The 22,782-nt window shown below is 63.4% G+C and carries 22 protein-coding genes; 14 read left to right on the top strand and 8 right to left on the bottom strand.

All coding sequences use genetic code 11. From position 1 onward, the window contains the following. Positions 1-4 precede the first annotated feature (4 nt). Positions 5-547, bottom strand: coding sequence for a porin family protein (locus tag ACFOEV_RS01385; RefSeq protein ID WP_386770838.1), 543 nt, complete (start codon positions 545-547; stop codon positions 5-7). A 274-nt stretch (positions 548-821) separates the two neighbouring features. Between ACFOEV_RS01385 and ACFOEV_RS01380 the strand changes: the two genes are divergently transcribed. After that, on the top strand, positions 822-1,160 hold the full coding sequence (locus ACFOEV_RS01380; RefSeq protein WP_386770836.1) for a DUF6482 family protein: 339 nt from the start codon (positions 822-824) through the stop codon (positions 1,158-1,160). Positions 1,161-1,206: 46 nt separating this feature from the next. Here the strand turns inward: ACFOEV_RS01380 and ACFOEV_RS01375 are convergent, their stop codons facing one another. Further along, entirely contained in the window at positions 1,207-2,103 is an 897-nt protein-coding gene (locus ACFOEV_RS01375) for a DMT family transporter (protein WP_386770834.1), read from the bottom strand. Between the two features lie 128 nt (positions 2,104-2,231). Between ACFOEV_RS01375 and ACFOEV_RS01370 the strand changes: the two genes are divergently transcribed. Next, positions 2,232-3,353, top strand: coding sequence for an alanine--glyoxylate aminotransferase family protein (locus tag ACFOEV_RS01370; RefSeq protein WP_386770832.1), 1,122 nt, complete (start codon positions 2,232-2,234; stop codon positions 3,351-3,353). A 161-nt stretch (positions 3,354-3,514) separates the two neighbouring features. Then, positions 3,515-4,117, top strand: coding sequence for a class I SAM-dependent methyltransferase (locus ACFOEV_RS01365; RefSeq protein ID WP_386770830.1), 603 nt, complete (start codon positions 3,515-3,517; stop codon positions 4,115-4,117). A gap of 17 nt (positions 4,118-4,134) precedes the next feature. Here the strand turns inward: ACFOEV_RS01365 and ACFOEV_RS01360 are convergent, their stop codons facing one another. Continuing rightward, positions 4,135-4,965, bottom strand: a complete 831-nt coding sequence (locus ACFOEV_RS01360; RefSeq protein WP_386770828.1) for an alpha/beta hydrolase — start codon at positions 4,963-4,965, stop codon at positions 4,135-4,137. Positions 4,966-5,040: 75 nt separating this feature from the next. Further along, positions 5,041-5,814 (bottom strand): DeoR/GlpR family DNA-binding transcription regulator, encoded by a 774-nt coding sequence (locus ACFOEV_RS01355; protein ID WP_386770826.1) that lies wholly within the window; start codon positions 5,812-5,814, stop codon positions 5,041-5,043. A gap of 293 nt (positions 5,815-6,107) precedes the next feature. On the opposite strand from ACFOEV_RS01355, the gene ACFOEV_RS01350 reads away from it, so the two are divergent. The 6 genes from ACFOEV_RS01350 (at position 6,108) to cdd (ending at position 12,008) form a co-directional block, all read left to right on the top strand. Further along, on the top strand, positions 6,108-7,382 hold the full coding sequence (locus ACFOEV_RS01350) for a NupC/NupG family nucleoside CNT transporter (RefSeq protein WP_386770824.1): 1,275 nt from the start codon (positions 6,108-6,110) through the stop codon (positions 7,380-7,382). A gap of 96 nt (positions 7,383-7,478) precedes the next feature. Then, positions 7,479-8,255 (top strand): deoxyribose-phosphate aldolase, encoded by a 777-nt coding sequence (gene deoC / locus ACFOEV_RS01345; RefSeq protein ID WP_386770822.1) that lies wholly within the window; start codon positions 7,479-7,481, stop codon positions 8,253-8,255. Beyond that, positions 8,255-9,598 (top strand): thymidine phosphorylase, encoded by a 1,344-nt coding sequence (gene deoA, locus ACFOEV_RS01340; RefSeq protein ID WP_386770820.1) that lies wholly within the window; start codon positions 8,255-8,257, stop codon positions 9,596-9,598. Before deoC ends, deoA begins: the two co-directional genes overlap by 1 nt. Beyond that, positions 9,595-10,812, top strand: coding sequence for a phosphopentomutase (locus tag ACFOEV_RS01335; protein ID WP_386770819.1), 1,218 nt, complete (start codon positions 9,595-9,597; stop codon positions 10,810-10,812). Before deoA ends, ACFOEV_RS01335 begins: the two co-directional genes overlap by 4 nt. Positions 10,813-10,844: 32 nt before the next feature. After that, entirely contained in the window at positions 10,845-11,579 is a 735-nt protein-coding gene (gene deoD / locus ACFOEV_RS01330; protein ID WP_386770817.1) for a purine-nucleoside phosphorylase, read from the top strand. A gap of 3 nt (positions 11,580-11,582) precedes the next feature. Continuing rightward, positions 11,583-12,008, top strand: coding sequence for a cytidine deaminase (cdd, locus tag ACFOEV_RS01325; RefSeq protein WP_386770815.1), 426 nt, complete (start codon positions 11,583-11,585; stop codon positions 12,006-12,008). A gap of 44 nt (positions 12,009-12,052) precedes the next feature. On the opposite strand, the gene codB is transcribed toward cdd, so the two are convergent. Further along, positions 12,053-13,312, bottom strand: coding sequence for a cytosine permease (gene codB / locus ACFOEV_RS01320; protein WP_386770813.1), 1,260 nt, complete (start codon positions 13,310-13,312; stop codon positions 12,053-12,055). A gap of 149 nt (positions 13,313-13,461) precedes the next feature. Next, positions 13,462-14,973, bottom strand: coding sequence for an NCS1 family nucleobase:cation symporter-1 (locus ACFOEV_RS01315; RefSeq protein ID WP_386770811.1), 1,512 nt, complete (start codon positions 14,971-14,973; stop codon positions 13,462-13,464). Between the two features lie 582 nt (positions 14,974-15,555). Here ACFOEV_RS01315 and ACFOEV_RS01310 point away from each other — a divergent pair. The 4 genes from ACFOEV_RS01310 (at position 15,556) to preA (ending at position 20,653) form a co-directional block, all read left to right on the top strand. After that, positions 15,556-16,422 carry a nitrilase-related carbon-nitrogen hydrolase gene (locus tag ACFOEV_RS01310; protein WP_386770809.1) on the top strand — a complete coding sequence of 289 codons (867 nt, stop codon included), beginning with the start codon at positions 15,556-15,558 and terminating at the stop codon, positions 16,420-16,422. Between the two features lie 75 nt (positions 16,423-16,497). After that, positions 16,498-17,940: a dihydropyrimidinase gene (gene hydA / locus ACFOEV_RS01305; RefSeq protein ID WP_386770807.1), complete on the top strand. Its 1,443-nt coding sequence runs from the start codon at positions 16,498-16,500 to the stop codon at positions 17,938-17,940. 47 nt (positions 17,941-17,987) lie between these two features. Continuing rightward, complete coding sequence (locus tag ACFOEV_RS01300; protein ID WP_386770805.1) at positions 17,988-19,364, top strand: NAD(P)-dependent oxidoreductase; 1,377 nt, start codon at positions 17,988-17,990, stop codon at positions 19,362-19,364. After that, positions 19,361-20,653, top strand: coding sequence for an NAD-dependent dihydropyrimidine dehydrogenase subunit PreA (preA, locus tag ACFOEV_RS01295; RefSeq protein ID WP_386770803.1), 1,293 nt, complete (start codon positions 19,361-19,363; stop codon positions 20,651-20,653). The genes ACFOEV_RS01300 and preA overlap by 4 nt, the downstream gene beginning before the upstream one ends. A 22-nt stretch (positions 20,654-20,675) precedes the next feature. Here the strand turns inward: preA and ACFOEV_RS01290 are convergent, their stop codons facing one another. Beyond that, positions 20,676-21,296 carry a TetR/AcrR family transcriptional regulator gene (locus ACFOEV_RS01290; protein WP_386770801.1) on the bottom strand — a complete coding sequence of 207 codons (621 nt, stop codon included), beginning with the start codon at positions 21,294-21,296 and terminating at the stop codon, positions 20,676-20,678. Between the two features lie 62 nt (positions 21,297-21,358). Next, entirely contained in the window at positions 21,359-21,757 is a 399-nt protein-coding gene (locus ACFOEV_RS01285) for a glutaredoxin family protein (RefSeq protein ID WP_386770799.1), read from the bottom strand. A 198-nt stretch (positions 21,758-21,955) separates the two neighbouring features. Between ACFOEV_RS01285 and ACFOEV_RS01280 the strand changes: the two genes are divergently transcribed. Next, positions 21,956-22,777 (top strand): J domain-containing protein, encoded by an 822-nt coding sequence (locus ACFOEV_RS01280; protein WP_386770797.1) that lies wholly within the window; start codon positions 21,956-21,958, stop codon positions 22,775-22,777. The last annotated feature ends 5 nt before the right edge of the window (positions 22,778-22,782 follow it).

The following is a 22,782-nucleotide window of genomic DNA, read 5'->3' as shown; positions in this document are numbered from 1 at the left end:
GCCGTCAGAACCGATAGCGCACCCCCACACTGGCGGCATCGAAGGTGTACTCCGACTTGTCCAGATAGCGCATGAAGTCGGCGCCGACCGCCAGATTGGGGATGATGTCGAACTCGGCACCGGCGCCGTAGGAAAAGCCGCTTTCCCGCTCGCTGCCGGAGAAGGGGCCCACGGTGAAGGTGCCTTCCACCGCGGTGACACCGGCCAGGCCATAGACGCGGAACTCATCGCCTACCGGCAGGATCCCCTTGGCATAGGCACCCACGATATAGTCCAGTTCGGTATCCTGGCCTTGGTTGGTATCGGAACCGCCGCTACCAAGATGGCCCTCCGCAGCGATGTAGTCGTTGAACTGGACGCCACCTAGCAGGCGTAGCCCCAGGCTATCGGCGGAGGGCCCGCTGTCGGGGTTGAGCTCCCAGAACATGGCATCACCGCCCACGTAGCTCTGAGGATAATCGGCAGGCTGGAACGACTGCGCCTGCACGATTGTGGGCAGAGCGCCAGCGGCCAGGAGCGTCATGGCGGATGCGACGATGACTTTCATGGTCCACCTCCCTTTAGGAAACATGGTTTCCTAATTATTCTTGTAGTGTGGTTGACGGGCCCATCGACGTCCCTTTCGGTGCAGGCGGGTTGTTCGTTAGCCTGAAGGTTCAATTCAATGATATGTCGATTCCGCGTTGAACGCCGGAAAAGCAGGGGCGAAAGCGTTCCTTGCAGCCTTCCCGGGCAACGCTATGGTAAGAAGACATCCCGTTGAACGGGAGGCCGACCAGCGATCGCGATATTCCAGGACACATCCTGAGGAGGACGTTTGCATGGCCTCATCGACCGATACCCTAGAGAATCTGACCCTTCACCAGCTGCGCTCACTAGCCCATCGTGACTTCAAGCCACAGGTGGAACTCTGCCCGACCAGAGCCGGCGTCTATCTGGTGCGTCTGCATGATGGGCACACCGCCTATCAGCTCGTCGACAGTCACCAAGCGCCGCGTCACTTTCATGCCATCGAAGAGGTGAAGGACCTGTTGCGTCCTCTGGGCTTCACCGAGGGCACCCTGACCTTCATCGATGACAGCGACGAGATGGTCGGCAGCGACATGGATACCGTGAGTAACCAGGACGCCCTGGAGAACGGTACTCGCATTGGCTTCTAGGCCACACAAGAAGCTTGTCCCGTGCAGCCTCTCGTGAGGCATGCCGCTACCCGCATTGGCGCCTTTTCCGTGCCCGGGTCGTCAGCAGGACACCGACGATCACCACGAGGCTGCCGACGACTTGGGCCAACGCAATGCGCTCCCCGAGCAACCACCAGGCCCCCAGCATGGTGAATACCGGCAGCAGGTTGAGGAAGACCGCCGCTTGGGTCGGCCCGATATCGCCGATGGCGCTGTTGTAGAGCAGTAGCGCCACCACCGAAGGGAAGATGCCCAGATAGGCCAGCCCCAGCCACTGCTCACGTTCGAGCGGCAACACCAGACCGTGAATCGCATTTTCCCAGAACGCGATCGGCGCCAGGGCCAGATTGGCGATCACCAGCATCACCAGCAGCCCGCCATAGCGCGGGAACTTGGTCAGATGCTCCTTGACCAGCAGTGAGTAGCCGACCCAGACCAGCACCGCCAGTGCCATGATGGCATCGCCCAGGTTGACCGTAACCGGCCCCTCTGCAGTGCCGCCCAGGGTGATGACGCCGATGGCACCGGCCAGCGACAACGCCACCCCCAGCCATTGCACACCGCGAAAACGTTCCCGGAACAGCACGAAGCCGAACAGGATGGTGACTACCGGGATAGTGCTCTCCAGGATGGCGACGTTGGTCGATGACGTATACTGCAGGGCGGCGTAGATCAGCGCATTGAAGAAGGCCACACCGGTCAGTGCCAGCCCCACCAGCGGGCGCCAGTGACGCTTGAATACCGGCCACGCATGACGCGCCTGATGCCACCCCAGCGGCAGCATCAGCAACAGCGCGATGAATACGCGCGAAAAGGAAATGGTAAAGGGAGGCAGATCGCTCAATGCCTTGCCGACCAGGATGTTGCCCGCGAAGATGATGACGGTAAGCAGCAGAAAGATATAGGGTCTCAGGGTTCGCATCACGCCTCCGACGCGGACATGGAAAGCATTGGTGGGTGCAGAGCGCTAATACGCGAATCGTCCCTGGCCGGCTCCAGGGCAATCGGAATATCCTAGATCTCTTGTATACATGAAAGGGGAAAAATACTATGCCCGGCCTATTACCCGACGTGGATCCCGACGGACTGTTCGAGTACTCGGTGGTCTATACCGACCGCTCGCTCAACCACATGTCTCGCTCCTTCCAGCAGGTGATGCGTGACATTTCCCGCACTCTCAAGCACGTCTACAACGCCCCAGCCGCAGTGATCGTGCCGGGCAGCGGCACCTTCGGCATGGAGGCGGTAGCCCGTCAGTTCGCCACTGGGCGCAAGACCCTGGTGATTCGCAACGGCTGGTTCAGCTACCGTTGGACGCAGATCTTCGAGATGGGTGACATCCCGGCTGCCAGCACGGTGCTCAAGGCTCGCCGTGTCGGGGACGGCCAGCAGGCTCCCTTCGCGCCGGCGCCCATCGACGAGGTCGTGGCCACCATCGAAGCCGAAAGGCCCGAGCTGGTATTCGCTCCCCATGTGGAGACCGCCTCAGGCATGCTATTGCCTGACGACTATCTCAAGCAGGTCGCGGATGCCGTGCACCAGGTCGGCGGGCTCTTCGTGCTCGACTGCATCGCCTCCGGCACGCTGTGGCTGGACATGCAGGCAAGCGGCGTGGACGTGCTGATCAGCGCGCCCCAGAAGGGCTGGAGCGGCTCACCATGCTGCGCCATGGTGATGCTCTCCGAGCGGGCCCTGGAGCGTCTGGAGACCACTACCAGCACCAGCTTCGCCGCCGACCTGCGCAAGTGGCACCAGATCATGCAGGCCTACGAGGCCGGTGGCCATGCCTACCACGCCACCATGCCCACCGATGGCCTGCGGCGACTGCGCGACATCATGCACGAAGCCGAGGCCTACGGCTTCGACAAGTTGCGTGACGAACAGCAGGCACTCGGCGACCGCGCTCGTGCCCTGCTCACGCAGCACGGCTTCGCCAGTGTCGCCGCCGAGGGCTTCCAGGCGCCCGGCGTCATCGTCAACTTTACCGACGATGCCGGTATCGCCACCAAGTTCATGGCTGCCGGCCTGCAGGTCGCCGGCGGCGTGCCGCTGATGTGCGACGAGGGCGACGACTTCCGGACCTTTCGCATCGGCCTGTTCGGTTTCGACAAGCTGTATCACATCGCGCGCACGATCGAGACACTGGAACAGGCATTGTCCCGGATCCGCTGATACCCTGGGTCGTAGACGTGGCGTCTCACACGCGAATGGCCGGCGCCGCCCCCGCCAGCCGAAAGGAAAACCAGCCGTGTCAGGCGGTTGTACTTTCCGGCTGGCCTCCACTGGCCTAGAGTGGAGGAAGCTGTCTCATGCTCAGAAGAAGGGGTCGTTCAATGGATTTCCAGGAGCGCACGTCACAAAAGCCCGTGCCAACCCAACGCCGACAGTTGTCGCTGTTCGCGAGGAACTTCTTCAAACATCCCCGCATGCTGGGCTCGATCATTCCCAGTTCTCCCTTCCTCGTCAGGCGGTTGCTGGACCAGGTCGACTGGGAACGCGCCCGGGTCATCGTCGAGTATGGCCCCGGTGTGGGTACCATCACGAGCGAGATATTGCATCGCATGCATCCCGAAGCGGTGCTGGTAGCCGTGGAAACCAACCAGGACTTCGTGGCTTTTCTTCGCGACGCGTTACCCGATCCACGGCTGCATGTCGTCCATGGCTCGGCAGTCGAGGTCCAGGATACCCTCCTGGACCGGGAGCTCGAGATCGCCGATTACGTGATTGCCGGCATTCCCTTCAGTACCATGCCGGAGTCCCAGTGCGAGACGGTGCTGCGTGCCACGCACCAGGTCCTCGCGCCAAGCGGAGCCTTGCTGATCTATCAGTTCTCGCCAAAGGTCTTGCCCCATCTCCAGCGTGTGTTCTCGGAAGTCCGACGCAGCTTCGAACCATTCAATGTGCTGCCGGCACAACTCTATTACTGCGTGCCATAAGGAAAGCGCCACCAGCGTCACGAAGATGCATCGGCCAACAGGAAGCGCTCGATTCTCTCCATCCGTTCACGATGCACGTCGGAACGATCCATGAACGGATGGCCGTAGTCCTCGCCGTCGATGACCATTGCCCCGCGCTTTTCGGCTTCGAGGCGCAACTCGCGAGTCATCCTGGCACCAAGCACCGAGTCCCGCTGTCCGGTAATCACCAGTAACCGACTGGCATCGTCGGGGAGGTGCTCGACGGGGTCGATGCGTCTCGGGCAGCCATAGGGCGAGAAGCGACTGGGACTGGAATCGATCACCGCGCGATCGAAATCGACGCCACTGCCGATCACATTCATCATGACGGCACCGCCCAGGGAGGTGCCATAGAGCAGTCGGTGCCGATAGCGCTCGTTGAGGGCGGTGACGATCTCCTTGTAGTCCTCGATGATGGCATTGATTCGCCTACGCCCTTGTGAGTCGCCATAGCCACGGTAATCGAACACATAGGTGTCGAAGCCGGCGGCGGCAAACTCGCCCAGACGTTGGATCATCATGTCGGCCACCATGGCATTGCCCATGGCCATCAGCAGATAGCCGCGCGGCTCGCCGTCATCGGTCCCCTCCCCATGGGCGGCATAACGATAACCGGCCAGCCGCTTGCCGTCGCCGGTAACGAACGTCGTCGCTTCCACATGCTCGAGCCCCGCCACGCGCGCCGGGTTGGGGTTGGGGGCGGCCAGGCTCCATTGCCAGAAGAAGAAGCGCTCCTTGAGCGGCCCGCAGACAGTGGCTTCCCGGTCGGCGGCGTGGGAATTGCCGACCAATGCCGTGATCACGATCACCAGTAGCACCCTCAGCATCACACCCTCGGTTTCGCATCGATCGCGACATCTTCCGCGGCTCGGCTCGTGCACCTGCCACCTCATGCGCCGGTGTCAGGCCACCATGATCCTGGGTGAGTCGGTTCCGGTGTCCGAGCGATCGCGTAGGCACCGCTCCGCCTCATCATCGGTGACGATCACGTCGAACTCGTCCAGTTGTGCGAAATACGCTGGCCGGATGAGACCGAACTTGCTGGCATCGGCGACCAGGACGCGCTGCGCGGCGTTGTCGATGGCAGCCTGTTTGGGCGTCACCTCGTGGAAATGGAAACAGCTGACGCCACGCTCGACATGCACACCCGCCGCGGAGATGAAGGCCTTGTTGATCCCCAGCCGCTTGATGGTCTGGGGCATGTCATCGCTGCCGAAGGACAACGACGATGCGTAGAACAGCCCGCCGAGCAGCAACAAGCGCACATTCGGCAACTGACTGACGGCATTGGCGACGTTCAGCGCGTAGGTCACTACCGTCAGTTGCTTGTCGGCTGGCAGGGCCGTGACCAGCGGCATCAGGGTGGTGCCACAGTCGATGAACAGGGTATCGCCATCCTCGACGAACGACGCCGCACACTGGCACAAGCGCTGCTTGGCCAGGTAATGACTGCCCTCTTGCTCGTCCAGGTTGTAGACCGGGGCATACTGTGGATCGTTGGCCATCACCAGACGTCCACCGAGAAAACTCATGGCCCCGTCACTGGCAGCCACATCGCGACGGATGGTCATTTCCGAGACACCGCACAGCTTGGCCGCCTCGGACAGGTGGATGGTACCGCCACGCTTCAGGGCTTCCTGCAAACGCGCCAGCCGCATTGCACTACGGCCTTTCATGGACCCTCACTCTCCTCTCTCGCACTTGCCTTGATAATACCTTGCTCATCAATCGGTTGACTTGTTCATGCTGCGCCACTGAGGAGCAAATTGCCACTCTCGGAGCAACGACCAAGATCGCATGGGAACGATGGTCGATGGCAACTAGGCTTGCAAAATGTTAGTAACATAACATTTTTATGTTATATTTGTAACTTTACAACGACAACCTTAGAGGATTCCCATGCCCTCGCCTCTGGTATGCACCGTGCATGCCTCTAGCCCACCATCAGCGTCTGCGTGAAGGAAAGACAATGACAATCATCATGAGCCTGGTCGGAATGGCGACACTGATTCTCATCGCCATCATCTTCTCCTACAACCGTCGCGCCATCCGCCTGCGAACCGTGGCCGGCGCCTTCGCCATCCAGGCCGGTATCGGCGCCTTCGTGCTCTACGTGCCCTTCGGACAGGCGGTACTGCAGACCATTTCCAACGGTGTCAGCCAGGTGGTGATGTACGCCAACGATGGCATCGACTTCCTGTTCGGCGGGCTGGCCAATGCCGAGCAGGTAGGCTTCGTGTTCGCCATCAAGGTGCTGCCGGTGATCATCTTCTTCTCGTCACTGATCGCCGTGCTTTACTACCTGGGCGTCATGCAATGGATCATCCGCCTGTTGGGCGGCGCGCTGCAGAAGGCCCTGGGCACCTCGCGCACCGAGTCGATGTCGGCGACCGCCAACATCTTCGTCGGCCAGACCGAGGCCCCGCTGGTGGTACGCCCCTTCATCGCGCGCATGACGCACTCGCAGTTGTTCGCGGTGATGTGTGGCGGCCTGGCCTCGGTGGCCGGGTCGGTACTGGCCGGCTACGCGGCACTCGGCATTCCCATGGAGTACCTGGTCGCCGCCTCCTTCATGGCTGCGCCGGGCGGCTTGCTGTTCGCCAAGCTGATCATGCCCGAAACCGATACGCCCGATGACGACATCGCCCACGCCCAGGAGCGTATCGAGGAGGAGGATCACCCGAGCAATGTGCTCGATGCCGCGGCGGCGGGGGCCACGTCGGGATTGCGTCTGGCGGCCAACGTCGGTGCCATGCTGCTGGCCTTCATCGGCCTGATCGCCTTGATCAATGGTATTCTGGGTGGCGTCGGCGACTGGTTCGGCATGGGCGACTTGAGCCTGGAGTTGTTGCTCGGCTGGCTGTTTTCCCCCCTGGCCTTCCTGCTCGGCATTCCGTGGGAGGAAGCGACCCTGGCCGGCTCCTTCATCGGCCAGAAACTGGTGGTCAACGAGTTCGTCGCCTATATCAACCTGGCACCCTACATCGACGGCGAGCAGATGGTTGCCACCACCGGCCAGGCGATGACCCCGCACACCGTGGCGATCCTGTCCTTCGCCCTGTGCGGCTTCGCCAACCTGTCGTCCATCGCCATCCTGTTGGGAGGGCTGGGTAGCATCGCGCCCAGCCGTCGTCACGACATCGCGCGCTTCGGCATCAAGGCGGTGCTGGCCGGTACCCTCTCCAACCTGATGTCGGCCTCGATCGCCGGGTTCTTCATTGCGCTGACCGCCGCGGGCGGCTGAGATCACACACACCATCACGACCAGTGGAGCAGGCGGTCCATGCGAAGGCCGCCGCCCCGATCACCGCACGCCGTATCATTCCAGACGAGTAACGCCATGACCGAATTACAGCATGCCGCACGCCAGGCCCTGGCCCTGATGGACCTGACCAGCCTCAACGATGACGACAGCGACGCCACCATCGCCGCCCTGTGTCGTCAGGCCCACACCCCTGCGGGACACCCCGCCGCCATTTGCATCTACCCCGCATTCATTACCGGGGCACGGCGCGAACTCGCGGCCCTGGGGCTCGACGAGACGGTGAAGATCGCCACCGTCACCAACTTCCCCCACGGCAGCGACGATATCGAGCGGGCCGCCAGCGAAACCCGGGATGCCGTGGCCCGTGGTGCCGATGAAGTCGACGTGGTATTCCCCTACCGCGCACTGATGGCCGGCGATGTGGCCGTGGGCCAGGCCTTGGTCGAGGCCTGCAAGACCGCCTGCGGCGAACGCACGCTGAAGGTGATCCTGGAAACCGGCGAGTTGCAGGATCCCCAACTGATTCGACGCGCCAGCGAATTGGCGATCGCCGGCGGCGCCGATTTCCTCAAGACGTCGACCGGCAAGGTGGTGGTGAACGCCACCCTGGAGGCCGCCGAGATCATGCTGAGCGCGATCCGCGACAGCGGCCGTAATGTCGGTTTTAAGGCCGCCGGCGGCGTACGCACGGCCGACGATGCCAAGGCCTATCTGGATCTCGCCGCACGCCTGATGGGCGAACACTGGATGACGCCCGCCCACTTCCGCTTCGGCGCCTCGAGCCTGCTCGGCAACCTGCTGACGACCCTGGAGATCGAACAGGGGGCTGACCCGGCGCAAGGAGACTACTGATGCTGCCCCAGGAGATCATCCGCCGCAAACGCGATGGCCAGGCGCTCAGTGACGAACAGATACGGCGCTTCGTCGCGGGTATCGCCGATGACAGCATCGGCGGCGGCCAGATTGGCGCCTTCGCCATGGCGGTGTTCCTCAACGGCATGAATGCCGCCGAGCGCATCGCCCTGACCACCGCCATCCGTGACTCGGGCGAAGTACTCGACTGGAGCGGGCTCGACCTGCCCGGCCCGATACTCGACAAGCACTCCACCGGCGGCGTCGGCGACCTGGTGTCGCTGGTGCTGGGGCCCTGGGTCGCCGCCTGCGGCGGCCATGTGCCGATGATCTCGGGACGTGGCCTGGGGCATACCGGCGGCACCCTGGACAAGCTGGAGTCGATTCCCGGCTACGACGTCACCCCCGACAACGCCACCTTCCGCCGGCTGGTCCGCGAGACCGGCGTGGCCATCATCGGCCAGACCGGCAGCCTGGCCACCGCCGACAAGCGCCTCTACAGCGTACGCGACGTCACCGCCACGGTGGAGTCGATACCGCTGATCGTGGCCTCGATCCTCGGCAAGAAACTGGCCTGCGGTCTCGATGCCCTGGTCATGGACGTCAAGGTCGGCAGCGGCGCCTTCATGCCCACTCCCCAGGCCTCCCGCGACTTGGCCGAAGCCATCGTCGACGTCGCGAGCGGTGCCGGCACCCCGACCACCGCGCTGCTCACCGACATGAACCAGGCCCTGGCCTCCTGCGCCGGCAACGCCCTGGAAGTCCGCGAGGCGATAGCCATGCTCACCGGCGACATACGCGGTGGGCGGCTGTTCGAGGTCACCCGGGCACTGGCCGCAGAGATGCTGCTCGCCGGCGGCCTGGCCGACACGCACGCCCAGGCCGTCGAGCGGCTCGATGCCGCTCTCGACTCGGGAGCCGCCGCCGAGCGCTTCGAGCGCATGGTCGCCGGGCTCAACGGCCCGCGCGACTTCCTCGCCCGCTACGACCGCCACCTGCCCAGGGCGCCGGTGGTGCGCGCCGTGCCGGCGCTCCGCCCGGGGTATGTCCAGGCCATGGACACCCGGGCCCTGGGCATGACGGTGGTCGAGCTGGGCGGCGGTCGCCTGCAGGCCGGTGCCAGCATCGACCACGCCGTGGGACTGGCGCAGGTCGCCGCCATCGGCGACGCCGTCGACGCCGAGCGGCCACTGGCGCTGGTCCATGCGCGCAGCGAGGCCGATGCCGAGCGTGCCGTGCAGCAGATCCAGGATGCCATCAGGGTGCAGGACGCGCCCGTCGCGTCTCCCACCCTGATTCATGATGTGCTTCGTCCCACCACCCCTACTGGGGAGGCGATATGAAACGCGCCATCGTACTGGTGCTGGATTCCTTCGGCATCGGAGCGACGCCGGATGCCGCCGGGTTCGGCGATGCCGGTGCCGACACCCTGGGCCATATCGCCCAGGCCTGTGCCCGCGGCGAAGCCGACATCGGCCGAACAGGCCCGCTCTCTCTGCCCAACCTGGCACGCCTGGGGCTGTTCCATGCCCACCGCGACAGTACCGGTGCCTGGGCCGAAGGCATCACGCCTCCCGCGCAGGTGCACGGTGCCTACGGTCATGCCCGGGAACTGTCGTCGGGCAAGGACACCCCGTCCGGCCACTGGGAGATCGCCGGCGTGCCGGTGCTCTTCGACTGGGGCTATTTCGAGGACCGAGAGCGCAGTTTTCCGTCCGAACTGCTCGAGGCGCTGATCCGCGAGGCCGAGCTCCCCGGCGTGCTGGGCAACTGTCATGCCTCGGGCACCACCATCATCGAGCGCCTCGGCGAGGAGCACATGCGCAGCGGCAAGCCGATCGTGTATACCTCGACCGATTCGGTGTTCCAGATCGCCTGCCATGAGCAGACCTTCGGCCTGGAGCGACTCTATCGACTGTGCGAAATCGCCCGGCGCCTGCTCGAGTCCTACAACATCGGGCGGGTGATCGCACGCCCCTTTACGGGAGAAGACGCCGCGAGCTTCGCGCGCACCGCCAATCGGCGCGATTACTCGGTGGAACCGCCCTCACCCACGGTGCTGCAGAAACTGGTCGACGAAAGAAATGGCGCGGTGGTGTCGATCGGCAAGATCGCCGATATCTATGCCCACTGCGGCATCACCAGGACGATCAAGGCCAGCGGCCATGAGGCCCTGTTCGATGCCACCCTGGAAGCCCTGGACCAAGCCGGCGACGAGACCCTGATCATGACCAACTTCGTCGATTTCGACATGCTCTATGGCCACCGCCGCGACATCGCCGGCTATGCCGCTGCCCTGGAGGCATTCGACACGCGCCTGCCGGAATTGCTGGACAGACTCGCCCCCGATGATCTGTTGATCCTCACCGCCGATCATGGCTGCGACCCGACCTGGCGCGGCAGCGACCATACCCGCGAGCATATCCCGGTCATCGCTCTCGGCGGCGGCCTCGCGCCAGACTCGCTGGGCGCCCGCGAGACCTTCGCCGATATCGGCCAGTCGTTGGCTCGCCACTTCGGCCTGAGCCCGATGGACCACGGCCGCAGCTTCCTCTGACGTCGCCATCCACCCCTTCACAGGAGCGCCCCATGGCAACTCCCCACATCCAGGCCCACAAGGGCGATTTCGCCGATACCGTGCTGATGCCCGGCGATCCGCTACGAGCGCAGTACATCGCCGAGACCTTCCTGAGCGACGTGCGCCAGGTCAACGCCGTACGCAACATGCTGGGCTTCACCGGCCGTTATCAGGGCCGCGAAATCTCGGTGATGGGTCACGGCATGGGCATCCCGTCGGTGTCGATCTACGCCAAGGAACTGATCACCGACTACGACGTCGGGACGCTGATCCGCGTCGGCTCCTGCGGGGCGGTGCGCGACGACGTCAAGGTCCGCGATGTGGTGATCGGCCTCGGTGCCAGCACCGATTCCAAGGTCAACCGCACCCGCTTCATGGACCACGACTTCGCCGCCATCGCCGATTTCGACCTGGTCAGCCACGCGGTCAGCGTGGCACGCGAGAAACGCATCCCGCTCAAGGTCGGCAACATGTTCTCGGCCGATCTGTTCTATTCACCACAACACGAGCTCTTCGAACTGATGAAGCGCTACGGCATCGTCGGTATCGAGATGGAAGCGGCCGGACTGTATGGCGTGGCGGCGGAGTACGGCGCCCGGGCGATGACGATCTGCACGGTGTCGGACCACATTCTGCGCGGCGAGGCGCTGAGTTCGGCCGAGCGCCAGAACACCTTCGACGAGATGATGGAAGTGACACTGGAAACGGTCCTGCGCGACGACGCCAGCCGCCGTGACGAGGCCTGAGCCATGACACACCCGATCCCGCACGAACTCCATCGGCAACTGCTGGCCGTCCGCGACAACGCCTATGTGCCGTACTCCGGGCATCCGGTGGGCGCGGCGCTGGAAAGCAGCGACGGCCAGCTCTTCTACGGCTGCAATGTGGAAATCGCCAACTACAAGGGCCTGTGTGCCGAGGCCTCGGCGATCGCCGCCATGGTCTCGAGCGGCCGGCAAGCCATCAGCGCGCTGTACGTGATCGGCCCCGGCGACCACCTGTGCACGCCGTGCGGCGACTGCCGCCAGCGAATTCGCGAGTTCGCTTCCACAGCGACGCGCATCCACGTGCTCGACGGCCGGGGCGAGTGGCTCAAGAGCTACAGCATGGACGAGTTGCTGCCGGATTCCTTCGGTCCCGAGAACCTCGGCCGGCCCTCGTCCCTGCGCCCCTGACGCGGCAGCCGACCGACGGCCGGCTGCTACTGCACCGGGTCCCCCTAGCCTTCGTTATGAGCCGGGGGCGGCATGCTGGCCAGTGTCAGGTGTCGCAGCACGCCGTAGCCCAGCGCCGCGACCAGCACGCCAACCAGTGGCGGCAACACTGGGGAAAAGTAGGCCGCCGCGGAGCCAAGTGCATAGGCACCCAGGCCAACCCAGTTGAAGGCTGGCAGACGCGCCTGCGCCAGCAGCGGATAATTTTGCTTATGGTGCAGCCAGAAATCCGCCATGATCACACCGCCGATCGGCGGGATGAAGGTACCGAGCAGCACCAGAAACGGAATCAGCATGTCGTACATGCCCCCGACCGCCAGCAGTGTACCGATCGCGGCACCGGCAACGGTCACCAGGCGACGCTTGTCGGTGCGCAGCAGATTACAGCCAGCCACGGCGAAGTTGTAGATGGTGTTGTCCTGCGTGGTCCAGATGTTGAGGAACAGCATCAGCACCGCCAGCACCACGAAGCCCTGGGCCAGCATCACATCGACGATATCCGCCTGCTGATAGATCATCGCCCCGAGGGCGCCGGTCAGCACCATCAGACCGTTACCGACGAAGAAGGCAGCCAGGGTCGCGATGACCGCGATACGCGGCGAGCGGGCAAAGCGGCTCCAGTTGGTGGCCTGGGTACCGCCACTGACGAAGGTACCGATGATCACGGTAACGGCTGCGGCGAAGCTCATGCTCTCGGTGGGGGTCTGGCCTGCCAACGCCGTCACGCCACCGACATCGACCAGGCCGGTATACAGGCTGATCAGGATGAACAGCAGCATCGCCGGCACCGCAACGCGGGACAGCCAATCGAGACCGCGATAGCCGATCATCGCGGTGACACAGAAAGCGAAGCCGAACGCGACCATCAGCGGGATCTCGAGCCACTCGGGAAGGCCGGTGGTCTGCACCAGAATCACGGCGATGGTCGCCGTTCCCCAGGCATACCAGCCGACCTGAGTGAACCCCAGGATCATATCGGACAGCTTGCTGCCGACCTCGCCGAAGCAGAAACGCCCCATCAACACCGAGTTGAGCCCGCTCTTGCAGGCGATGTAGGCCAAAGCCGCGGCATAGGCACCAAGCATCAGGTTGCCGACGACGATCACCATCAGCAGCTCGGCAAAGCCGAATGCCGTGCCGAGGGATCCCCCCGCCCACATGGTGGCAGTGAAGAAGGTGAAACCGAGCAATACCATAGAGGTGGAGAGCAGCCCCTTGCGCCTACCCTCGGGAACTTCGCTCAACGGATAATCGGATGTACTCATTATTATTGGCTCCGCGATTGGCGAGAATGGCGTCGAGACGCCGAGGGACATGCACGCCGCCTGCCCGCGGCCATGGCCAAAGCCACCCAGGCACATAAACGCCCCGACCGTCTGACGGACGGGGCAGCATCTGCAGCGCACGCTGGGCATCAGGACAGGCGTTCGGTTTCGATGGCTGCTGTCGGGATTGTCCTGTTGACCGGAGACAGCACCAGACTGGCCGCATAGTAGACCACGGCGCCCAGTGCCGAGCCGGTGAACCAGCCGTAGTCGTAGAACCAGTTCATGGTGCCGGTCGTCAGCGCCAGCAGGGTCAGCGCGACCGGCACCCCGAAGGCGATGAATCCCGCCGGATTGATTGCCGGGTAGGCTTTGTTGTCCTGATAGAGGCTCGGCACGTCCAGCCGTTGACGCTTGATCAGGAAGTAGTCCACCGCCATGATGCCGGCGATCGGTCCCAGCAGGCTCGAATAGCCCAGCAGCCAGTTGGAGTACATGCTCTCCAGCGATACCCCCGAGGTGATGATGCCGGCCTTCTGCAACAGGTCATAACCCATCAGCAGCACGCCCACCAAACCGGTGATCAGCACGCCGCGGGGATGGTCGACCAGCTTCGGCGCCACATTCTGGAAGTCGTTGGTCGGCGAGACGATATTTGCCGCCGTATTGGTGGACAGCGTCGCAATGATGATCAACACCATGGCAACGCTCACCCAGAAGGGGTTGTCGATCATGCCGATCAGGTTGACCGGGTCGGCGACAGTGCGACCGACCAGCGATGCCGACGCAGCCGTCATCACCACCCCCAGGGCGGCGAAGAAGAACATGGTCAACGGCAAGCCGATGATCTGGCCGACGATCTGGTCCTTCTGGCTCTTGGCGAAGCGGCTGAAGTCGGGAATGTTCAGCGACAGCGTGGCCCAGAACCCGACCATGGCGGTCAGGCCGGCGAAAAAGTAACCGTAGACCGGCGCCCCTTCCGGGCGCGACGGCGGCTGTGCCAGCAGCTCGGTCATCGACATGTGCGGCCACGCCCAGAACATCAGCCCGACGCCGACCGCCAGCAGCAAGGGAGCCGCCAGGGTTTCCAGCCATTTGATCGACTCGGCGCCACGAATCACCACATACAGATTCATGGCGCCGAAGACGAAGAAGCCGATCACTTCGCCGACGCCGCCCAACGCCTGCCAGGGCGGAAAGATCGCCGACAGCAGCAGGTGGATGGCCAGGCCGCCGAACATGGTCTGCACACCGAACCAGCCACAGCCGACCAGGGCCCGGATCAAGCACGGCACATTGGAACCCAGGATACCGAACGACGAGCGTAGTACCACCGGAAAGGGGATCCCGAACTTGGTGCCGGGAAAGGCATTCAGCGTCAAAGGGATCAACACCACCACGTTGGCCAACAGGATGGCCAGCAAGGCCTCACCGACGCTCAGACCGAAATAGGCCGTGAGCACCCCACCCAGAGTATAGGTCGGCACGCAGATCGACATCCCCACCCACAGCGCGGCAATGTTCCAGCGCGACCAAGTCCGTTCACTGGCCTTGGTCGGGGCGATATCGACATTGAAGCGAGGACTGTCGCGTACATCGTCGCCCTCCTCCAGCTCGATCAGGCCTTGCCTGTCCAACATCCGAGATGTCTTGACGGTCATTGTTGTTCTCCTCGTCATTATTGTGTTGCAAGCCGATCTGGCGAATCTGCCAAATATACGGCAATAAGCATGCCAAAGCGCTGCCATCCACTACCTTTGGCGCGATACCCCTATCAAAACTTGACTGAAAAGACAGGAAACTCGTCTCGACGAAGCCTCCCGACATCAGATGGCACCAAATCCATGACAGGTACGCTTCATGACAGGCTAGTCAGTTTTCATAATGGTTCAAGCAATGATCTCACGATCACTAAGAAAACCTCGAAACATAGACTTATCTTTTTGTTTATAAATAACTTTTCCAATCAATATCAGCAAAAACCAAAATAGAGCACCTTTTCACCAATTTGGTGAAAAGGCACAAAAACACAAAAATAACCCTTAAATTACAGTATGTTGAAATAAATTCCATAGCATGAAGAAAAAACTTGCACGGCTACCACAACAGGGTCTAGCTTTGAAAAAGCTGTCTTGTTAGTCAGCTTTTTAAAATCTGAATTCATCGCGGTCGCACCACCATCATGCCTTGCCATGAGATCTGGCGAGCGACCTGACAACAAGCACAATACGAGCGGATATCCCATGCAGAAGATGAAGATCGGCCTCATTCAGATGGGCCTGAAAGCCAGTACCGACCTGGAACCCGCAGCGATTCGCGACGCCATGAACGAGGCGCACCTGCCGTTGATCCAGCAGGCTGCCGATGCTGGCGTGCAGGTACTCTGCTTCCAGGAGGTGTTCAACCAACCCTACTTCTGTCCCAGTCAGGACCCCAAGTGGTACGCCGCTGCCGAGCGCGTGCCGGAAGGCCCGACCTGCCAGCTGATGCAGAAGCTCGCCGCCGAGCACCGCATGGTGATGATCGTGCCGATCTACGAGGAGACCGTCACCGGGGTGTACTACAACACCGCCGCGGTGTTCGATGCCGACGGCAGCTACCTGGGCAAGTACCACAAGACGCATATCCCCCAGGTCGCCGGGTTCTGGGAGAAGTTCTACTTCAAACCCGGAAAGTCCGAGTGGCCGGTGTTCGATACCGCCTACGGCAAGATCGGCGTGTACATCTGCTACGACCGCCACTTCCCCGAAGGCTGGCGCGCCCTGGCACTGAACGGTGCCGAGGTGATCTTCAACCCATCGGCCACCGTGGCCGGTCTCTCGCAGTACCTGTGGGAACTCGAACAACCCGCCTCCGCCGCCGCCAACGGCTGCTTCATTGCCGCCATCAACCGTGTCGGTACCGAAGCGCCGTGGAATATCGGCGAGTTCTACGGCTCGACCTATATCGTCAATCCGCGCGGCCAGATCGAGGCTCAGGCCAGCGACAAGGACGACGAACTGCTGATCCACGAGATCGACCTCGCGATGGTCCGCGAAGTGCGCAACAACTGGCAGTTCTTCCGCGACCGCAGGCCTGACGCGTACGCCCGCCTGACTGACGGGGAATGAGCGGTCTGTTCGCAACAACTTTCCGTTCAGACCCAATCCCGCGAAGGCAATCCATAAATACAAGTGAGAACGACCATGACACTACTGATTCGTGGCGGCACCGTCGTCACCCATGAAGAATCCTACCGTGCCGATATCCTCTGTGAGGACGGCAAGATCCAGGCGATCGGCACGCATCTCGACGCCCCGGTCGGCAGCGAGGTGATCGACGCCGCCGATCTCTACGTGATGCCCGGCGGCATCGATCCGCATACCCACATGCAGCTGCCGTTCATGGGCACCGTGGCCAGCGAGGACTTCTACACCGGCACCGCGGCCGGGCTCGCCGGTGGCACCACCTCGATCATCGACTTCGTGATCCCCAGCCCCGGCCAGTCGCTGATGGAGGCCTTCGAGACCTGGCGCGGCTGGGCGGAGAAGGCCGCCGCCGATTACGCCTTCCACGTCGCGATCACCTGGTGGGACGACAGCGTGCGTGAGGACATGGGTACCCTGGTGCGCGAGCACGGCGTCAACAGCTTCAAGCACTTCATGGCCTACAAGAACGCCATCATGGCCACCGACGACATCCTGGTGCAGAGCTTCTCGCGCTGCCTGGAACTCGGCGCGGTGCCCACGGTGCATGCCGAGAACGGCGAACTGGTCTACCACCTGCAGCAGAAGCTGCTGGCTCAGGGCATGACGGGGCCGGAAGCCCATCCGCTGTCGCGCCCGCCCCAGGTGGAAGGCGAGGCGGCCAGCCGCGCGATCCGCATCGCCGGCACCCTCGGCACCCCCATCTACCTGGTCCACGTATCGACCAAGGACGCGGTGGACGAGATCGCCTACGCCCGCCAGCAGGGTCAGCCGGTGTATGGGGAATGCCTGGCCGGCCACCTCGTGCTCGACGACAGCGTCTATCTCGATGCCGACTGGACCCGCGCCGCCGGCCACGTGATGAGCCCGCCCTTCCGTCCCAAGGGACACCAGGAGGCCCTATGGCACGGGTTGCAATCCGGCAACCTGCAGACCACCGCCACCGACCATTGCTGCTTCTGCGCCGAACAGAAGGCCATGGGCAAGGAAGATTTCACCCGGATCCCCAACGGCACCGCCGGTATCGAGGATCGCATGGCGGTGCTATGGGACGAGGGCGTCAACAGCGGCAAGCTGTCGATCCACGACTTCGTGGCCCTGACCTCCACCAATACCGCCAAGATCTTCAACCTGTTTCCGCGCAAGGGCGCGGTGCGCGTCGGTGCCGACGCCGACCTGGTGCTCTGGGATCCGGCGGGAACGCGCACCATCTCCGCCACGACCCACCACCAGAACGTCGACTTCAACATCTTCGAAGGCAAGACGGTGCGCGGCATTCCCCGCCACACCATCAGCCAGGGCAAATGGGTGTGGCGTGACGGCGAGCTGCATGCCGAGCGTGGCGCCGGCCGCTACCTGGAGCGCCCGGCCTATCCCGGCGTGTTCGATGTCCTGCAACGCCGCGCCGAACACGACGCACCGCAGCCGGTCGAGCGCGGCTGACGACGCCCGCTCGGCAAACGACGCCATAACAACAAGAGGCCATTACCGTGACCAATGACTTGAAGCACCTGCCCCGGGTCGGTGACGCCGGACTCAGCCAGCAGACGCTGGCCGACAACTTCAGCGACCTGCATCCTCCGCTGACCGAGCGCCAGGCGATCATCGAGAGCCAGCGTTGCCTGTACTGCTACGACGCGCCCTGCATCGACGCCTGTCCGTCGGATATCGACATCCCGCGCTTCATCCGCCAGATCAGCGAGAACAATATCAACGGCGCCGCCCACACCATCCTCGAGCAGAACATCCTCGGCGGCAGTTGCGCACGGGTCTGCCCCACCGAGATCCTCTGCGAACGGAGTTGCGTGCGCAATCACGACGCCGAGTGCCAGCCGGTGCTGATCGGCCTGCTGCAGCGTCATGCCACCGACCATATGCGCTTCGAGTGCCACCCCTTCGCCCGCGCGGCCGACAGCGGCCGACATGTGGCGGTGGTCGGCGCCGGCCCGGCGGGGCTGGCCTGCGCGCATCGCCTGGCGATGCATGGCCACCGGGTGACGGTCTTCGAAGCCGAGGCCAAGCCCGGCGGGCTCAACGAATACGGCATCGCCCGCTACAAGCTGACCGACGACTTCGCCCGCCAGGAGGTGGAGTTCCTGCTCGAGATCGGCGGCATCGAGCTTCGCTACGGCCAGCGCCTGGGCGACAACCTGAGCCTCGCGCAGTTGCATGCCGATCACGACGGCGTGTTCCTCGGGCTTGGCCTCGGCGCCAGCCGTGAGCTGGGGCTGACCGGCGAGGACGCGCCGGGCCTCGCGCCGGCCACCGAGTACATCAAGGAACTGCGCCAGGCCAGCGACCTCACCCAGCTGCCGCTGGCCAGGCGCTGCGTGGTGATCGGCGCCGGCAACACCGCCATCGACATGGCCACCCAGATGGCGCGGCTCGGCGCCGATGAGGTGACGCTGGTCTACCGGCGCGGCATCGACGCCATGTCCGCCACCGGTCACGAACAGGAGATCGCCAAGGCCAACCAGGTCCGTCTAGTGTGTTGGGCCCGGCCGCAAGAGGTGCGGCTCGACGACCGCGGCCGCGTCGCCGGCATGCGCTTCGAGAAGACCCGCGAACAGGACGGACGCCTCATCGGCACCGGTGAGACCTTCGAGATCGCCGCGGATGCGGTATTCAAGGCCATCGGCCAGTCCTTCGCGGCCGAGAGCCTCGCCGACCCGCTGGCGGCGGAGCTCGAGCGAGACGGGGGCAGGATCCACGTCGACGACAGCTTTCGCACCTCGCTGCCCGGCGTCTACGCCGGCGGCGACTGCATCGCATCGGGGCAGGACCTCACCGTTCAGGCCGTGCAGCACGGCAAGCTCGCCGCCCACGCCATCCACCAGGATCTCTTGGCCAAGCAGGAGGCCGCATGAACAACATCGTCAATGGCGTCGATCTGAGCATCGACTTTGCCGGCATCCGCTCGCCCAATCCCTTCTGGCTGGCCTCCGCCCCACCCACCGACAAGGCCTACAATGTGGTACGCGCCTATGAGGCCGGCTGGGGCGGCGTGGTGTGGAAGACCCTCGGCGAGGACCCGGCGGCGGTCAACGTCTCCTCGCGCTACTCGGCACACTACGGCAAGAACCGTGAGGTGTTGGGTTTCAACAACATCGAGCTGATCACCGACCGCTCGCTGGACATCAACCTGCGCGAGATCGCCCAGGTCAAGAAGGACTGGCCGGACCGGGCGCTGATCGTGTCGCTCATGGTGCCCTGCGAGGAAGCCTCGTGGAAGCATATCCTGCCGCTGGTGGAGGCCACCGGCGCCGACGGCATCGAGCTCAACCTGGGCTGCCCCCACGGCATGCCCGAGCGCGGCATGGGCGCCGCAGTGGGGCAGAATCCGGACTTGATCGAGAAGGTCACCCGCTGGTGCAAGCAGTATTATTCCAAGCCGGTGATCGTCAAGCTGACGCCCAATATCACCGACATACGCGCCCCGGCCCAGGCCGCCCTGCGTGGCGGCGCCGATGCCGTGTCACTGATCAACACCATCAACTCGATCACCAGCCTCGACCTGGATCACATGGTGGCCAAGCCCACTGTGGGTCACCAGAGCACCCATGGCGGCTACTGCGGCAGCGCGGTGAAGCCGATAGCGCTGAACATGGTCGCCGAGATCGCCCGTGACACGCCCACCCGCCATCTGCCGATCTCGGGCATCGGCGGGGTGTCCAACTGGCGGGATGCCGCGGAGTTCGTGGCGCTCGGGGCCGGCAGCGTCCAGGTGTGCACCGCCGCCATGCTGCACGGCTTCCGTATCGTCGAGGAGATGAAGGATGGCCTCTCGCGCTGGATGGGCGAGCAAGGCTATCGGTCGATCACGGAGTTCTCCGGCAAGGCGGTGGCCAACACCACCGACTGGAAACACCTCGACATGAACTTCAAGACCATCGCTCATATCGACCAGGACAAGTGCATCCAGTGCGGGCGCTGCTACATCGCCTGCGAGGACACCTCCCACCAGTCGATCGCCCAGTGGGTCGAGGCCAGCGGCGCCAGACGCTATGAGGTCATCGAGGAGGAGTGCGTGGGCTGCAACCTGTGCCAGATCACCTGCCCGGTACAGGACTGCATCAGCATGGTCCCGCAGGACACCGGCAAGCCCTACCTGAGCTGGGAACGGGACCCGCGCAATCCGTTCCGCATCGCGAGTTGAAGGGAGCCACCTAAGAAAGCCCCTAAGGGGTCAAACCAATTCCACGCAGGACCACCGTGGTCACCGATTGCACCGCCTTCTCGAACTGAATGTCGTCGAGGGGGCGGTCGTCGTTGAGCAGGGAGATCTGGTAGTCGAAATCGGCGTAGTGCTGCGTCGAGGCCCAGATCATGTACAACAGATGCGCCGGCTCCACCGGCAGGATGCGGCCGTCGTCGATCCATTCGCGGATCTTGGCCTCCTTGAGTTTGGCCCACTCGTAGAGGTTGTCGCGCAGCTGCTCCTGAAGGATCGGCGCCCCCTGCATGACCTCCGATGCCCACACCTTGGAGCCATGTGCCCGCACCCGGGAATGGTTCATCTTGGCGCGGATATAGGACGACAGCACGATGCGCGGGTCGTCGTAGAGCTCGAAGCACAGGGCGTCCTGTTTCCATACCTCGAGCAGCCCCAGCAGCACCTCGTGATACAGCTCTTCCTTGGTGGCGAAGTAGTAATGCACGTTGGACTTGGGAATATCCGCCAGTTGCGCAATGTCCCCCATCGAGGCACCGGCATATCCCTTCTCGGCAAATACCTGCTCGGCCGCCAGCAGGATCTTCTCGACATTGCGTCGACGAATCTCACCCTTCTTCTTCGCCATTGCCTTGCAACCCTTGTGTACAGGAAGTGTGCATGACTGGATGCATGTCGTGATTCAGCTTATCACTTTGTCTTGGCCCCGAAACGCTCGTGCAGGTAGGCATTGATGGTAGCGGACTCGTAGCGCCATTCCTCGCGGCCATCGTCACGGGTAATCCGCAGGCACGGCACCTTGACCCGGCCGCCGCCGGCCTTGAGATCCTGACGATGGTCGGGATCGAGCTGGGCGTCGCGGATTTCGATCGGAAGGCCCAGGCGAGCGATTTCCTTGCGCACCTTGATACAGAAGGGGCAGGTACGGAACTGGTAGAGGGCGAGATTCCGACAGGCCTGATCGACGCGGGCCTGCTCGTTGGCGCTGCGCTCGATGGACTGAGGCGTGCTGAGTTTCTCGGCGATCAGCACCACGGGCGCGAGCAGCAGCCGCAGGGTGCGAAAGAAATAACGCAAGAACAACCGCATGGGGCAACCATATCCTCTAAAGAGTATCGAAGACCTAGGATAACATCGATGCCGGCTGCGCCGCCTGATACATGATTAAAGTCGGCTATCACGATGCCGATACCGGTGGGACTTGCCTTCGCCCCGCGCCGGGGTGACCATTGCTATCACGTCGTGACGATGGCCATAACGAAAGCAAACCCGCCTCGGAGCCAGGGAATGCCCATTGCCCGCTTTTCACCCTTCGAATTACTGCTGCTGAAGAGCCGCAACCAGGCCGATACCGCGGGGCTGCTGTTGTTGGCCTGGGTGCTGGCCAGCAAGGGACATCTCTCCGAAGGCGACCGCCAACGCCTCAGCGAACTGTCGCGAGAGTTTCGTCATGGCCATGAACTCGAGCCGATCGTCGATATCGCCATACAACAGGACCTCGGCGCCATTCAACTGGCCGCCGAGGTCATGCAGAAGGACTGCTGTGGCGAACAAGCCTACCCCTTTCTGCGCCAGGTCATCGCCCTGGCGATAACCGAAGGCAAGCTGGCCATCGCCAATCACCATATCCTGCGCTTTCTGGCCGACCTGCTGGGGGTCTCGCCGCCCGAGTTCGCCCATCTTTTCACCGAGGTTGCCGGCAAGGAATTCGCCAACCCCGACGACCCCAGCCGTACCGGCTACTGGCAGGCCAAGGAGCGCCATCGCCAGCAACAGGAGGAACGTCAACGTCAGCATCAGCAGAGCCACGAGCGGCACTCTTCCGGACATCAATATCGTCAGCACTCGGGAACGGGGGGCTCCCAGCGACAGCATCACTACCACTCGACACGAGAGCCACCGCCCGGCGAGCAGACGCGGCGCGCGCTGGCGGTGCTCGGCCTGGAGCCCGGCGCCAGCCGCCACGATATCCGCAAGGCCTATCGTCGGCTGGCACAGCTCCACCACCCGGACCGCTTCTTTGCCGAGGGCGACGCCGTGGTCGCCACGGCGTCGCGACGCTTCCAGAGGATCCGGAAAGCCTACGACTATCTGATGCAGGCAGGCTAGGTACC

The organism is Litchfieldella rifensis, assembly GCF_042646605.1.
GTDB classification, from domain to species: Bacteria; Pseudomonadota; Gammaproteobacteria; order Pseudomonadales; family Halomonadaceae; genus Litchfieldella; species Litchfieldella rifensis.
The sequence above is the reverse complement of the archived record's forward strand: the minus strand, read 5'-3'. Positions and strand labels throughout refer to the sequence as shown.